Genomic DNA, 14,531 nt, shown 5'->3' on the forward strand with positions numbered 1-14,531 from the left:
CCATGAGCGAGACCACCGCCGCCTCCCACGCCTGGCCCCTGTGGGAGGTCTTCGTCCGCGCCAACCGCGGCCTCTCCCACGTGCACGCCGGCTCGCTGCACGCCCCGGACGCCACCCTGGCGCTGCGCAACGCGCGGGACCTGTACACCCGCCGCAACGAGGGCACCTCCGTGTGGGTCGTCCCGGCCGAGGCCATCGCGGCCTCCGACCCGGACTCCAAGGGCGGCTTCTTCGAGTCCGCGCAGGGCAAGTCCTACCGTCACGCCACCTACTACCAGCAGTCCGAGGGGGTGCCGCACCTGTGAGCTTCGCGACCAACGACTCCGCCACGAGGCACTCCGCGGGCGTGGCCATCACGGCCGAGGAGATCGCGGCCGGCGAGCAGAAGGCGAACGACGACGTCGCCCGCTACGCCCTCGCCCTCGGTGACGACGCCCTGATGCTCGGCCAGCGCCTGTCCTGGTGGATCTCGCGCGCCCCGGAGATCGAGGAGGACATCGCCCTGGGCAACATCGCCCTGGACCTCGTGGGCCACGCCCGCTTCCTCCTCTCCTACGCCGGCACGGCGTGGGGCAAGACCGAGGACGAGCTCGCGTACTTCCGCGACGAGGAGGAGTTCCGCTCCGTCCGCCTCGTGGAGGCCGAGAACGGCGACTTCGCCAAGACGATCGCCCGCCAGCTGTACTACTCGTTCTACTCGTACGAGCTGTACACCCGCCTGCGCGAGTCCACGGACCCCACGCTCGCGGCCATCGCGGACAAGGCCCTCAAGGAGGTCCTGTACCACCAGGACCACGCCGCCCTGTGGCTGCAGCGCCTGGGTCTGGGCACCGAGGAGTCGAAGCGCCGCATGCAGCGCGGCCTGGACGAGCTGTGGCCCTACGTGGCCGAGCTCTTCCACGACGACGACGTCGTCCGCGCCCTCGCCGAGCAGGGCGTCGCCGTGCTGCCGTCCTCGCTCGAGGAGCCGACGATGACCCGCATCCGCGCGGCCATCGAGGAGGCCTGCCTGACCGTGCCGACGACGGGCACCGCCCGCGGCGGCGACCGTTCCGGCGCCATGAGCGAGTACCGCGGGTACATCCTCGCGGAGATGCAGTCCCTGGCGCGCCGTCACCCGGGAGCGACCTGGTGACCACCGCCAGCGAGCTGCGCCCCGCCGATCCCGCCGGCGCGCGGGTCTGGGATGCGGCCTCCACCGTGCACGACCCGGAGATCCCCGTGCTGTCCATCGCGGACCTGGGGATCCTCCGGGAGGCACGGGTCGAGGGCGAGAGGGCCGTCGTCGTCATCACGCCCACCTATTCCGGCTGTCCCGCCATGGACACCATCACCACGGACGTCGCCCGCGCGCTCGGGCGCGCCGGGTTCCCCGACGCCGAGGTGCGCCTGGTGCTCCAGCCGGCCTGGACCACGGACTGGATGACGGATGAGGGCAAGGCCAAGCTCAACGAGTACGGCATCGCCCCGCCCGTCGCGCGCACCACGGACGGCCCGGTCCGGATCGGCATGGCCGTGAAGTGCCCGCGCTGCCACTCCCTGAACACCCGCGAGATCACCCGCTTCGGCTCCACCTCCTGCAAGGCCCTCTACACCTGCCGGGAGTGCCTCGAGCCCTTCGACTACTTCAAGGTGCACTGATGACCGAGACCACCGACGCCCCCACCACCGGCAAGCGCCGCGCCACGTTCAACACCCTCGAGGTGTCCGAGCTGCGGCGTCTGACCGAGGACTCCGTGGAGGTCACCTTCGCGGTGCCCGAGGAGCTCGCCGACGACTACGACTACGTGCCGGGCCAGTACGTGGCCCTGCGCAAGGAGCTCGACGGCGCCGAGGTGCGCCGGTCCTACTCGATCTGCGCCGTCCCGAAGCGCGGTGAGATCCGCGTGGCCGTGAAGAAGGACATCGGCGGCACGTTCTCCACATGGGCCAACGAGAGCCTCGAGGTCGGCGAGAAGATCGACGTGATGAACCCGCAGGGCGCGTTCACGTCCCGCACGCACGTCACCTCCCTCAACGACGCCCAGAAGGTGGCGGCGGAGAAGGTCGCGGAGAAGAAGGACACGCACCTGGTGGCGTTCGCGGCCGGCTCGGGCATCACCCCGATCATGGCGATCGCCAAGGCCGTGCTCGCGGCCTCCGAGACCTCGCGCTTCGACCTGGTCTACGCGAACCGCTCCGCCATGGACGTGATGTTCGCCGAGGAGATCGGCGACCTCAAGGACAAGTACCCGGCCCGGTTCACGGTGCACCACGTGCTCTCCCGCGAGCAGCGCGTGTCCCCGCTGCTCTCCGGTCGCATCGACGAGGACAAGCTCACCACCCTCCTGGACCGCGTGATCGACGTGGAAGGCACCGACGAGTGGTTCCTCTGCGGTCCGTTCGAGCTCGTGCAGCTCACCCGTGAGACGCTCGCCGCCCGCGGCGTGCCCGAGGACGACGTGCGCTTCGAGCTGTTCACCACCGGCCGCCCGGAGAACCCCCAGGGCCACTCCGGCCGTGTGGTGGAGGTGGACCCGAAGGGTGACAACGTGACCATCGAGTTCAACCTCGACGGCCTCACCGCCAAGGTCGAGTCCCCCAAGTCCGCCCACGAGACGGTCCTCAACGCCGCACTGCGCGTCCGCTCGGACGTGCCCTTCGCGTGCGCCGGCGGCGTGTGCGGCACCTGCCGCGCCAAGGTCGTCGACGGCGCGTACGAGATGGACGAGAACTACGCGCTCGAGAAGGACGAGGTGGAGAAGGGCTACGTGCTCACGTGCCAGACCCGCCCGACCTCCGACTCGATCACGCTGGACTTCGACGCCTGAGCGCCCGCCCACGAGACCGAAGGAGCCCCCGATGATCGAGATCACCGTCGAGAACGGCGTCGCCGAGATCGTGCTGGACGCCCCCCAGAGGATGAACGCCCTGGACGAGGCCGCGCTGGCCGAACTCCAGGCCGCCTACGAGCGGGCCGCCGCCGGCGTCGAGTCCGGCGAGGTCCGGGCCGTGCTGCTGCGCGGCGAGGGCCGCGGGTTCTGCGCGGGCCGCGACATCTCCGCCGTGGTCCCGGCCGAGGACGACGCCACCGCCTACCTGCGGGACAGGGTCACCCCGGTGCTGCGGGCCATGTCCGAGATCCCGGTGCCCACCTTCGCGGCGGTGCAGGGCGCCTGCCTGGGCGTGGGCCTGGGCCTCGCGATCGCCACGGACGTGGTGTACGTGGCCAAGGACGCGAAGATCGGCTCGCCGTTCGCGAACCTCGGGGCCACCCTGGACTCGGGCGGCCACTGGCTGTTCACCGAGCGCCTGGGCGCGCACCGCACCCTGGACCTGATCTACACGGCCGAGCTCCTCTCGGGCGCCGAGGCCGTCCAGGCCGGGCTGTTCTCCCGGGCCCTGCCCGCGGACGAGCTGCTCGAGTTCACCCGTGCCAAGGTCGCTCAGGTGGCCTCCGGCGCGACCCTCGCGTTCCGCGCGTCGAAGGAGCTCGTGGCCCAGGTCCGCGACCGGCGCGTGGGCCTATGGGAGTCCCTCGACGCGGAGAACATCGCCCAGGGCGAGCTCTGCGGCACTGCGGACTACGCCGAGGGCTTCCAGGCCTTCCAGGAGAAGCGGAAGCCGGAGTTCACCGGCCGCGGCTGAGCCGCCGCACCCCGCCACCGACGACGGCGCCGCACCCTTCGCACGAGGGGCGCGGCGCCGTCGTCGTCCCGGCCCGGCCGCGTCACATTCCCGTCATCAGCCCGGATCGTGGCGTGAGTCACAGAGGATCGTATACGGTGACGGGTGTCACTTCCCGACCGATCGGTCGGGCACCACACCGTCCCGCCGCCGTCTCACGGCCGGCCGCCGCCCCGCATCCCAGGAGCACCCATGAGCCACACCGTCGCATCCCCCGCGGCGCCCGTCCCCGCGCGTGACCGCCGCGAGGAGCGCAAGGTCATCGCCGGCACCGTCGTCGGCACCACCATCGAGTGGTACGACTTCTTCATCTTCGCCCAGGCCACCGCACTCGTCTTCGCCGCCCTCTTCTTCCAGCCGATGGGCGAGAACGGCTCCCAGATCGCCGCGTGGGTCACCCTCGGCATCTCCTTCCTCGTCCGCCCGCTCGGCGCGATCGTCGCCGGCCACCTCGGCGACCGCTTCGGCCGCAAGCTCGTCCTGTCCCTCACGCTGATCGGCATGGGCCTGGCCACCACCCTCATCGGCCTGCTGCCCACCTACGCCCAGATCGGTGTGTGGGCCCCGATCCTGCTCGTCGCGCTGCGCCTGCTGCAGGGCCTGTCCGCGGGCGGCGAGTGGGGCGGTGCGGCGCTGCTGTCCGTGGAGCACGCCCCCCACGGCAAGCGCGGCCTGTTCGGCTCCGCCCCGCAGATCGGCGTGCCGCTGGGCATGATCCTGGCCACCGGCGTGCTGTTCATCGTGCGCTCCACCATGTCCGAGGAGCAGTTCCTCACCTGGGGCTGGCGCATCCCGTTCCTGATCTCCGTGATCCTGATCGTGGTCGGCTACCTGATCCGCAAGGCCGTCGAGGAGTCCCCGGTCTTCAAGGAGATGCAGCAGCTCAAGGTGGACGAGTCCGCCCCGCTGGGCGAGCTCTTCCGGCACCACACCAAGGAGGTCATCCTCGCCGCCGTGATCTTCGCCGCGAACAACGGCGTCGGCTACCTGCTCATCGCGTGGTTCTCGAAGTACGGCGGCCCGAAGGGTCTGGGCATGACCTCCTCCGAGGTGCTCATCGCGAGCCTCGTCGGCGGCGTCGGCTGGTTCATCTTCACCCTGCTCGGCGGCTGGGTCTCGGACAAGATCGGCCGCAAGCTGACCTTCGTGTTCGGCTACGGGTTCCTGATCGTCTGGGCCTTCCCGCTGTTCGGGCTGCTGAACACCGCATCTCTGCCGCTGTTCTCGCTGGGCCTGTTCGTCCTGACCCTCGGCCTGGGTCCGTCCTACGGCCCGCAGTCGGCGATGTACGCCGAGATGTTCCCGGCCCGCGTCCGCTTCTCCGGCGTCTCGATCGGCTACGCGCTCGGCACCATCATCGGCGGCGCCTTCGCCCCGCTGCTCGCCGACCAGCTCGTGAAGACCGGCTGGGAGAACGTGGCCTGGTACATCATCGTGATCTCCGCGATCTCGCTCATCGCCGTCCTGTTCGTCCCCAAGGGCATCCAGGACCGCGAGCTGCACGACGAGCAGGTCGTCGCCACCCGCTCGAACCCGGTGGTCCCGACCTGATCCGGCCCGCCTGACGGGCTTCGCCCGTCCCCACCCCACGACGACGGCGCGTCCCCCTCCGGAAGGGCGCGCCGTCGTCGTGCGGTGCGCGGTGCGCGGCCTGGCGCCGAGGCCCGCAGACACGCCGCCACGTCGGGGGCGAAACGGCGGGTCTGCGGGCCTCAGCGCGGGGCGCGCCGGGTCAGACGCTGACCGACGTGGCCTCGGCGCAGCCGCCCGGCGGTGCGACGACGGCGGCGAGGAGGTCGGCGCGGGGGAGGGTCTCGCCACGGGGTTCCTTCCACCGAACGGCCACGACCGAGGCGCTGTGCGGCGCGCCCACCCCAGTGCAGCCGATCACCCGTCCGCCACACCCCGCCCCCGCAGGCGATACCCCCGTACATGATGGGGCGACGGGGCTTGGACAGCACCCGAGACTCTTAACCTGTCTCCCTGTTGTGATCCACTCAGCACATGGAGGGAAACACCACACCATGGATCATCGTTCTCGTTCTCACCGGCTGCCTCGCTCTACTGGCCGCTTGGCATCGGTTTCGAACGAGGCGCCTCCAGGCCTCGCTGGAGTCGACCAAGGAGGAGTCCGAAGCCAGCCTGAGCGAACTGGCAACCGAGAGCGCTGCGCAACGGGAGCAGATCCATTCGGACTACTCCATCGAGCTGGCCGCCAAACAACCGGCGCATGACCAATACGTTCGAGCCCTCAGCGACCGTCACCAGAATGATGTGCGGGGCATGGACCATGACCGGAGGGTCCTCGTCGAGCGCTATGAGGCACTCGCGAAGAAGCTGGACTCTGCCACGAACTACGAGCAGCCATCACGGCGGTTCATTCTCGACCAGTGCCGGAGACTCGACCTGAACGGAGTCCTTCTCACAAATATTCGATTCCCCACGCCGACTGATGACGGCAGATACTTCCTGCACCAGGTCGACCATCTCCTGCTGACCGAGAGGTCGGTGACGCTCATCGAGAACAAGCACTGGACGGGACTCATCTTCGACGGCACCCTGCCGCGGGGCGAGCACCGGTCGTGGAAGCTCCTCTTCCCCGACCTCGACCTCGGTGACGACTTCGCGATCCAGCTCCAACGCAAGGCCGAGACCCCCGGGCAGATCGACGTCCGCATCGTGGCCGAGGACCACAACGCACGATCCCCCAGGAGGCAGGCCATCAACCAGGCGGCCGACCTGCGGACCTATCTGCAGAGTCTGTCCGACTGCCGGGCCCCTGACTTCATCCACCCGGCCGTCTTCTACTCCCACTCCGACAGCTACGTCGTCGCCACTGATGAGCGCCTAGGACGGCGGAAGGTGGACGTCCCGGTCCTGACGACCGTGGGGAACTCGGTCCACGACCTCCTGCTCCTGCGCTCCCGGGAGCCGGGGCCGAGCGTCGACGTGCGGTGCATTGTCGACGCCCTCGCTCCCCAGACCACGGACATCACCGGGTTTGGCACGTTCGCCGGGTCCTGGACCTCGACCTTCACGTGACCGCCCACCCCGTCACACCCCGCCCCCGCAGTTGACCCCCGTCACACCGGCCCGGGATACTGAACCTGAACGCACGGTCGGTAATTTGCCGCGCCCGCGCCCGCCCCGTTGTCGGTCACTCAAGGAGTCTCCATGTCCGCACAGTCCCAGGCCCTGCTCGTCGGCGGTCGCCGCACGCCCGTCGGCAAGTACGGCGGCGCCCTCTCCTCCGTCCGCCCCGACGACCTCGCCGCCCTGACCGTCAAGGCCGTGATCGAGGACGCCGGCATCGACCCGTCGGTCGTGGACGACGTCATCCTCGGCAACGCCAACGGCGCCGGCGAGGAGAACCGCAACGTCGCCCGCATGGCCTGGCTGCTGGCCGGCTTCCCGGACACCGTTCCGGGCATCACCGTGAACCGCCTCTGCGCCTCGGGCATGTCCGCGATCGGCATCGCCACAGCGATGGTGCGCTCCGGGATGGCCGACGTCGTCGTGGCCGGAGGCGTGGAGTCGATGTCCCGCGCCCCCTGGGTGATGGAGAAGCCGACGACGGCGTTCGCCAAGCCCGGCGCGGCCTTCGACACCGCGATCGGCTGGCGCTTCGTGAACCCGCGCTTCGCAGACGGCGAGTTCGGGGAGAAGTTCACTTTCTCCATGCCGGAGACCGCCGAGGAGGTCGGCGAGGTGGACGGCATCACCCGCGAGGACGCCGACGCCTTCGCCGCCCGCTCGCACGAGCGTGCGCTGGCCGCCATCGAGGCCGGCCGCTTCGCGGACGAGATCGTGCCCGTCGTCGTCACGGGCCGCAAGGGCGCCGAGACGGTCGTGGACACGGACGAGGGCCCCCGCCCCGGCTCCACCCCCGAGGTGCTCGCCAGCCTGCGCCCGATCATCAAGAAGGACGGCGTGGTCACCGCCGGCAACTCCTCCTCCCTCAACGACGGCGCCTCGGCGATCCTCGTCGTCTCCGAGCGGGCCGCGCAGAAGTACGGCCTGACCCCGCGGGCCCGCGTCGTGGAGTCCACCTCGGCGGGCCTGGCCCCCGAGATCATGGGCCTGGGCCCCGTCCCGGCCACCGAGAAGGCCCTCGAGCGCTCCGGCTGGTCCGTGGCGGACCTGGGCGCCGTCGAGCTCAACGAGGCCTTCGCCACCCAGTCCCTGGCCTCGATGCGGCGCCTCGGCCTGGACCCGGAGACCGTCAACGCCGACGGCGGCGCGATCGCCCTGGGCCATCCGCTGGGCTCCTCGGGTTCGCGCCTCGTGGTCACGCTGCTCGGTCGGATGGAACGCGAGGGCGCGGACAGGGGCCTGGCCACGATGTGCGTGGGTGTGGGCCAGGGCTCCGCGATGCTCGTCGAGAGGGTCTGAGCAGATGACCGACTTCAGCCACTTCTCGGCGCTGCACGTCGAGGAGCGCGAGGACCGCGTCCACGCGCGCATGGACCGCCCGGGCGTGCGCAACGCGATCGACCAGACCATGGTCGACGAGTTCCACGAGCTCTGCGCCCACCTCGAGCGCGAGCCGAAGATCCTGATCATCTCGGGCACGCAGGTGGAGTCGACGCGCGAGCCGGGGACGTTCTCCGGCATCTTCGCCTCCGGCGCGGACATCGGACAGCTGCGCGAGCGCCGCCGCGACGACGCCCTGCGCGGCGTGAACTCGCAGGTCTTCGACCGCATCCACCGGCTGCCCATGCCCGTGATCGCGGCGATCGACGGCTTCGCCCTGGGCGGCGGCGCGGAACTGGCCTACGCGGCCGACTTCCGCATCGCCACCCCGGCGCTGAAGATGGGCCAGCCCGAGACGAGCCTGGGGATCACGGCCGCTGCGGGCGCCCAGTGGCGGCTCAAGGAGCTCGTGGGCGAGCCCGTGGCCCTCGAGCTGCTGCTCGCCGGACGGATCCTGGACGCGCAGGAGGCCCTCGAGCTCAAGCTCGTCACCGAGCTGCACGAGCCGGACGCCCTCCTCGACGCCGCCGACGCCCTCGCCGACCGCATCGCGCAGCAGGACCCGCTGGCGGTGCGGCTGTCCAAGCGCGTCTTCCACCTCCCTCGCGGGGCCCACCCCCACGTGGACGAGATCGCGCAGGCCATCCTGTTCGAGTCCGACGCCAAGTTCGAGCGCATGCAGGCGTTCCTGGACCGCAAGAAGAAGTGAGGACCGACATGACCGACCAGCAGCACACCCCTGATACCGTTCCGTCCTCCGTGCCCGCCGTCGTCGGCGTCCTCGGCGGCGGCCGGATGGGCGGCGGCATCGCCCACGCGTTCCTCGTCTCCGGATCGTCCGAGGTGGTCGTCGTCGAGCGCGACCCGCAGTCGGCCGAGGCGGCCAAGGAACGCATCGAGGCCGACTTGGCCGCCTCCCTCGAGCGCGGCAAGATCGACGGCGACCTGGACGAGTGGGCGCAGCGCCTGACCGTCTCCGTGGACCGTGCCGACTTCGCCCGCTGCGACCTCGTGGTCGAGGCCGTGTTCGAGGACATGCAAGTGAAGATCGACGCGCTCACCGACGTCGAGGCCCACCTGCGCGAGGACGCCTGGCTGGCCAGCAACACCTCCTCCCTGTCCATCGGCGAGATCGCCACCCACCTGCAGCGCCCCGAGCGCTTCTGCGGCCTGCACTACTTCAACCCGGTGCCCGCCTCGAAGCTCGTGGAGGTCGTGATCGGCGAGCAGACCGGTGCGGAGCTCCAGGCCCTGTCCACCGAGTGGGTCCGCGGGCTCGGCAAGACCCCCGTCGTCGTCAAGGACGCCCCGGGCTTCGCCTCGTCGCGACTGGGCGTGGCGATCGCGCTCGAGGCCATCCGCATGGTCGAGGAGGGTGTGGCCTCCCCCGAGGACATCGACGCCGCCATGGTGCTCGGCTACAAGTTCCCGGTCGGCCCGCTGGCCCTGACCGACATCGTGGGCCTGGACGTGCGCCTGGGCATCGCGGAGTACCTCGAGTCCCAGCTGGGTGAGCGCTTCGCCCCGCCGCAGCTCATGCGAGACATGGTGGCCCGCGGCGAGCTCGGCCGGAAGTCCGGCAAGGGCTTCTTCGACTACCGCTGAGCCCCCGGGGCAGGCGCTTTCGAACGGGAGATAGGGCCTATCTCCCGTTCGAAAGCGCCCATTCCCCCGATATCACGTTCGAAAGTGCGGGGGCGGGGCGGCGCGGCTAGCGTGACGGGTATGGACGAGCCCACGCTGCTGCGCGTCGCCCTGCCCGTGGCGAACACGCCCGGCCATCACCTGGACCAGCGGCTCTGGCTCAGCCGGGCCGCGCGCCCCGTGGACCCCGAGACCTTCGGCCGGGCCTGATGTCGGTCGACCGCCCCTTCCGCTTCACCCACCGCTGGGCCGTCCCCGCGGACGCCCGGTCCGTGCTGGCCCTGCTCGCCGACCCGGCCGGCTACCCACGCTGGTGGCCGGCCGTCCCGCGCGTCCGTCGCCTGGGCCCCGACCGCGCCGCCGTCCGGCTGCGCGGGTTCGTGCCGGTGCGTCTGACGATGGAGCGTCTCATCGACGACCGCGCCCGCGGCCTACTGGTCGCCCGCCTGAGCGGGGGCCTGACGGGCACCGTGCGGGCCACCGTCCACGACGACGGTGCCCCGGCCGGACACGCGCCGCGCTGCATCGTGGTGTGGGAGCAGGAGGTGGTGCTCACCTCGCCGTGGATGCGCGCCGTGGCCCGTGTGCCGGGCGCCCGCACCGCGATGGGCCTCAGCCACGCGGCCGCGATGCGCTCCGCGCGTCGGGCGCTCGGGGCGAAGGCCGTGCCGACCGCTGATCCCGCTTGAACAACTCGTCCATGACGGCCCGGCGCGCCGGCCGGCTCAGAGCTCGGCCTGGGCCTCGTTCCACTCGCGGGACAGCGGCGGGCGAGAGAGGCCGTCGAGGAGGCCGTCGGCGGGGTCGACGCCGAGCTCGACGATCCTGTTGTCCGCGTCCACGTGGACGACCTTGGGCTGGAAGTGGCGGGCCTCGTCGTCGTCCATCTGCCCGTAGGCGATGAGGATGACGATGTCCCCCGGATGCACGAGGTGGGCGGCGGCGCCGTTGATGCCGAGCACGCCGGAGCCCCGCTCGCCCGCGATGGTGTAGGTCTCCAGTCGCGCGCCGTTCGTGACGTCCACGATGGACACGAGCTCGCCCGGGAGGATGTCCGCGGCGTCCAGCAGGTCCTGGTCCACGGTCACGGAGCCCACGTAGTGCAGGTCCGCCTGGGTCACGGTGGCCCGGTGGATCTTGGCGTGGAACATGGTGCGCAGCATGCGGCAGAACTCTCCGGATGAAGGGGGTGGGGCGGGTCCGAGGGGACCGGTGGTCGATTCTACGCCGGTCCGGGGACGAGGAGCAGGGGGTCGACGCCGGCCCGAGGCTCCCGCCCCTCTCGCCGAAGCCCGCAGACACGCCGCTACGCCCTGGCGGTAGCGGCGTGTCTGCAGGCCTCGGCGGGTCAGATCCACGACGGCGGCACTCGGCCCGGCGGGGTCCGCGCAGCCACCAGGCCCCGCAGCTGCCGTACGAAGAGCTCCCAGTGCCCTGGCCGGAACACGTCGGCGGTCACCCGGATCACCTCCCACCCCTCCGCGCGCAGGGCCGCGTCCCGCTCGCGGTCCTCACGCCACTGCCGGCGATCCGTGCGATGCTGATCGCCGTCGTACTCGACGGCCACCTTGGCGTCCGCCCACACCAGATCCACGCGGAGCCGCTGTCCCGTGGCGAGGCGGATGCACGGGTTCACCGCGGGCTCGGGGACGCCGTCCAGGACGAGCCGCACCCGCAGCCGGCTCTCCTGCGGCGAGTCGGCCCCGGGACGCACGAGCTCCAGCGCCTCCCGGGCCGCACGGATCCCGCGCACCCGACCGCGTTCCTCGACGGCGGCGCGCAGCTCGGCCACGTCCGTCACCCCGGGAGGCAGCCGACGGCGGCGGGCCTCCGTGGGTGCCGTCCGCACCATGCTGTCCCCGAGCGCGACGAGATGCTCGAGCGGCCCGGCCTGCGCGGCGAGGTCCACGAAGATCCACCCCGGTGCGGTCACGCGCACCCCGTCCACGATCCGCACCGGTGCGTCGGCGCGGAGGCGGTGTGAGCGGACCCCGGCCCGGCTCGACGCGGTGCCGTGGCCGCGCGGGGTCGCGACGTGCACGGACCGGTCGGCGGCGAGCGGCCCGGTCAGCCACAGGCCGAGCACCCTGGCGGCCGTGACGTGGCTGAACACGCCCTCGGGGTGCAGATCCTGCAGTGCCCGCACATGGTCCATGGGGTCCGGTTCGATGCCGCGCCGGCCCCAGAGCCCCCAGCCGAGGGAGACCACGTCCCCGCGCCGCAGCCGGGCCGCGCTCACGCCCGCCTCGCGCGCGGCCGGGGTCGAGAACACCGTCGGATCGCGGAGGAGGCCGTCCAGTCCGCAGCGCATCGGAGGCAGGGGCGCGGGCGAGCGGGGCATGGGCCGAGCGTGCCCGATCCGGGCGCGCCGCCGTCGTCGTCCGCCGGGATCTGTGGACGACGCCCCGCCGAGGCCCGCAGACACGCCGCCACGTCCTGGCCATAGCGGCGTGTCTGCGGGCTTTGGCGCCACGGGTCGCCGCCAGACCCCACCCCACCCCTCCCCACGACGACGGCGTCACCCGCCCGGCTCCCCCTCCCGCGTGATCCACGTCTCGGCTAGGGTGAGGAGCAATAACCGACCGATCGGTCGGGACTCGTCCGCGCCCCCGACACCAGGAGCCCCCGTGACCGTCACCGCCCCCTCCCTCCCGGAGATCCTCCCCAGCTACGTCGCCGGCAGCTGGTGGACGCCGTCGCACCCGTCCAAGGTCACCGACGTGACGGACGCGAACACCGGCGCGCGCCTGACCGGCGTCTCCACCGACGGCCTCGACACGGCCGCCGCCATCGAGCACGCCCGCACCGTCGGCCAGCAGGCCCTGGGCGCGCTGACCATCCACGAGCGCGCCCTCAAGCTCAAGGAGCTCGCGCTCTACCTGAACTCCCGCGTCCAGGAGCTCTACGACGTCTCCTTCGCCACCGGCGCCACGCAGCGCGACCACGCCTTCGACGTCGACGGCGGCATCGGCACCCTCTTCACGTTCTCCGGCAAGGGCCGCCGCGAGCTGCCGAACTCCAACGTGATCATCGACGGGGACGTGGAGCCCCTCTCCCGCGACGGCTCCTTCATCGGCGAGCACATCTACCAGCGCATCCCGGGCGTGGCCGTGCAGATCAACGCGTTCAACTTCCCCGTGTGGGGCATGCTGGAGAAGTTCGCCCCGGCCTTCGTCGCCGGCGTGCCCACCGTGGTCAAGCCGGCCACCCCCACCGGCTACGTCGCGCAGAAGTGCGTGGAGCTCATGCTCGAGTCCGGCGTGCTGCCCGAGGGCTCGATCCAGCTGATCTCCGGTTCGGCCCGCGACCTGCTGGACCACCTGGACTACCGCGACCACGTCGCGTTCACCGGCTCCGCCGCCACCGCGGCCACCCTGAAGAAGCACCCGAACGTGCAGGAGGGCGGCGTCCGCTTCACCGCGGAGACCGACTCCCTCAACGCCGCCATCCTCGGCCCGGACGCGGACCCGGAGTCCCCCGAGTTCGAGGCGTTCGTGAAGGTCGTCTTCCAGGAGATGACGGTCAAGGCCGGCCAGAAGTGCACGGCCATCCGCCGGGTGATCGTCCCGCAGGACCGCGTCGAGGCCGTGACCGCCGCCCTCACCGAGCGCCTGGCCGCGAAGGTCGTCCTGGGCGACCCGCGCGTCGAGGGCACCACCATGGGCGCCCTGGCCTCGAAGGAGCAGCAGGGCGAGGTCCGCGGCGCGGTGCAGCGCCTGGTCGACGCCGGCGGTCAGGTCCGCCTCGGCGGCCCCGAGGGCTCGACCGGCGACGCCGACGCCGAGTCCGGCGCGTTCTTCGCCCCCACGGTGCTCACCTTCGAGGACGCGCGCACCCCCGAGGTGCACAGCGTCGAGGCGTTCGGCCCGGTCACCTCGGTGATCGGCTACACGGACGTGGCCGACGCCGTGGCCCTGGCCGCCCTGGGGTCGGGTTCGCTCGTGGCCACGGTCGCCACGAACGACGGTGAGACCGCCCGCGCGTTCGCCGCCGGGATCGGCGCCCACCACGGCCGCGTGCACGTCCTGAACCGCCAGACCGCCACGACCACCACCGGTCACGGCGCCCCCGTGCCGGTGCTGATCCACGGCGGCCCCGGCCGCGCCGGCGGCGGCGAGGAGCTCGGCGGGGTCCGCGCCGTGAAGCACTACATGCAGCGCACGGCGATCCAGGGCTCCCCGGACATGCTCACGGCCATCACCGGCGTGTGGCATCAGGGCGCCGCGGCCCACACGGTGACGCGCGAGGACGTGGAGGCCGGCACGGCCGTGCACCCGTTCTACAAGTCCCTGGCCGAGCTGACGGTGGGCGACCAGTTCGCCTCCGGCCTGCGCACCGTCACCCTGGAGGACATCACCGCCTTCGCGGAGGAGACCGGGGACAGGTTCTACGCCCACACGGACGAGGAGGCCGCCATGGCCAACCCGTTCTTCCCGCGCCGGGTGGCCCACGGCTACCTGCTGGTCTCGTGGGCCGCGGGGCTGTTCGTGGCCCCGGATCCGGGCCCGGTGCTGGCCAACTACGGCCTGGAGAACCTGCGCTTCATCACGCCGGTGACCTACGACGACGCCATCCGCGTGACCCTGACGGCCAAGCGCATCACCCCGCGCGTGAGCGACGAGTACGGCGAGGTGGCCTGGGACTGCCGGATCCACAACCAGAAGGACGAGCTCTGCGCCCAGTACGACGTGCTGACGCTCGTGGCCAAGACCTGGCCGATGGCCCCGTCCGAGACCTCCCAGGGCTGA

Annotated in this window: 15 protein-coding genes; 13 read left to right on the forward strand and 2 right to left on the reverse strand. The window is 71.6% G+C overall.

The window, feature by feature from the left end; genetic code table 11:
- Positions 1-2: 2 nt before the first annotated feature.
- The 12 genes from paaB to B1A86_RS10055 all read left to right on the forward strand — a co-directional run bounded on the left by paaB (position 3) and on the right by B1A86_RS10055 (position 10,472).
- Positions 3-305 carry a 1,2-phenylacetyl-CoA epoxidase subunit PaaB gene (gene paaB, locus B1A86_RS10005; RefSeq protein WP_020624884.1) on the forward strand — a complete coding sequence of 101 codons (303 nt, stop codon included), beginning with the start codon at positions 3-5 and terminating at the stop codon, positions 303-305.
- The gene (gene paaC, locus B1A86_RS10010) at positions 302-1,135 is read left to right on the forward strand and encodes a 1,2-phenylacetyl-CoA epoxidase subunit PaaC (protein ID WP_078026205.1); all 834 of its coding nucleotides are present in this window, start codon (positions 302-304) and stop codon (positions 1,133-1,135) included. The genes paaB and paaC overlap by 4 nt, the downstream gene beginning before the upstream one ends.
- The gene (gene paaD, locus B1A86_RS10015; RefSeq protein WP_078026204.1) at positions 1,132-1,641 is read left to right on the forward strand and encodes a 1,2-phenylacetyl-CoA epoxidase subunit PaaD; all 510 of its coding nucleotides are present in this window, start codon (positions 1,132-1,134) and stop codon (positions 1,639-1,641) included. The genes paaC and paaD overlap by 4 nt, the downstream gene beginning before the upstream one ends.
- Entirely contained in the window at positions 1,641-2,810 is a 1,170-nt protein-coding gene (paaE, locus tag B1A86_RS10020; RefSeq protein ID WP_078026203.1) for a 1,2-phenylacetyl-CoA epoxidase subunit PaaE, read from the forward strand. Before paaD ends, paaE begins: the two co-directional genes overlap by 1 nt.
- 31 nt (positions 2,811-2,841) lie before the next feature.
- Positions 2,842-3,627, forward strand: coding sequence for an enoyl-CoA hydratase/isomerase family protein (locus tag B1A86_RS10025; protein WP_078026202.1), 786 nt, complete (start codon positions 2,842-2,844; stop codon positions 3,625-3,627).
- A 231-nt stretch (positions 3,628-3,858) separates the two neighbouring features.
- Positions 3,859-5,217 (forward strand): MFS transporter, encoded by a 1,359-nt coding sequence (locus B1A86_RS10030; RefSeq protein WP_078026201.1) that lies wholly within the window; start codon positions 3,859-3,861, stop codon positions 5,215-5,217.
- A 453-nt stretch (positions 5,218-5,670) separates the two neighbouring features.
- A complete protein-coding gene (locus B1A86_RS10035) occupies positions 5,671-6,708 on the forward strand; it encodes a nuclease-related domain-containing protein (protein WP_041102590.1) in 1,038 nt (345 codons plus the stop codon).
- A gap of 132 nt (positions 6,709-6,840) precedes the next feature.
- On the forward strand, positions 6,841-8,058 hold the full coding sequence (locus tag B1A86_RS10040; protein ID WP_036340743.1) for a thiolase family protein: 1,218 nt from the start codon (positions 6,841-6,843) through the stop codon (positions 8,056-8,058).
- A 4-nt stretch (positions 8,059-8,062) separates the two neighbouring features.
- Positions 8,063-8,848: an enoyl-CoA hydratase/isomerase family protein gene (locus B1A86_RS10045; RefSeq protein ID WP_036340746.1), complete on the forward strand. Its 786-nt coding sequence runs from the start codon at positions 8,063-8,065 to the stop codon at positions 8,846-8,848.
- A gap of 8 nt (positions 8,849-8,856) precedes the next feature.
- A complete protein-coding gene (locus B1A86_RS10050; RefSeq protein ID WP_036340749.1) occupies positions 8,857-9,744 on the forward strand; it encodes a 3-hydroxyacyl-CoA dehydrogenase family protein in 888 nt (295 codons plus the stop codon).
- A 120-nt stretch (positions 9,745-9,864) separates the two neighbouring features.
- Positions 9,865-9,993, forward strand: coding sequence for a hypothetical protein (locus B1A86_RS11820; RefSeq protein WP_256369575.1), 129 nt, complete (start codon positions 9,865-9,867; stop codon positions 9,991-9,993).
- The gene (locus tag B1A86_RS10055; RefSeq protein WP_078026200.1) at positions 9,993-10,472 is read left to right on the forward strand and encodes an SRPBCC family protein; all 480 of its coding nucleotides are present in this window, start codon (positions 9,993-9,995) and stop codon (positions 10,470-10,472) included. The genes B1A86_RS11820 and B1A86_RS10055 overlap by 1 nt, the downstream gene beginning before the upstream one ends.
- A 36-nt stretch (positions 10,473-10,508) precedes the next feature.
- Here B1A86_RS10055 and panD read toward each other — a convergent pair whose 3' ends face one another.
- Together panD and B1A86_RS10065 are read right to left on the reverse strand one after the other, a co-directional pair.
- On the reverse strand, positions 10,509-10,946 hold the full coding sequence (gene panD, locus B1A86_RS10060) for an aspartate 1-decarboxylase (RefSeq protein WP_036340758.1): 438 nt from the start codon (positions 10,944-10,946) through the stop codon (positions 10,509-10,511).
- A 185-nt stretch (positions 10,947-11,131) separates the two neighbouring features.
- Complete coding sequence (locus B1A86_RS10065; protein ID WP_078026199.1) at positions 11,132-12,124, reverse strand: DUF559 domain-containing protein; 993 nt, start codon at positions 12,122-12,124, stop codon at positions 11,132-11,134.
- Between the two features lie 286 nt (positions 12,125-12,410).
- Between B1A86_RS10065 and paaZ the strand changes: the two genes are divergently transcribed.
- A complete protein-coding gene (gene paaZ / locus B1A86_RS10070; RefSeq protein ID WP_069941103.1) occupies positions 12,411-14,531 on the forward strand; it encodes a phenylacetic acid degradation bifunctional protein PaaZ in 2,121 nt (706 codons plus the stop codon).

The sequence above is a fragment of the Micrococcus sp. KBS0714 genome (assembly GCF_002008305.4).
Classification (GTDB): domain Bacteria; phylum Actinomycetota; class Actinomycetes; order Actinomycetales; family Micrococcaceae; genus Micrococcus; species Micrococcus luteus.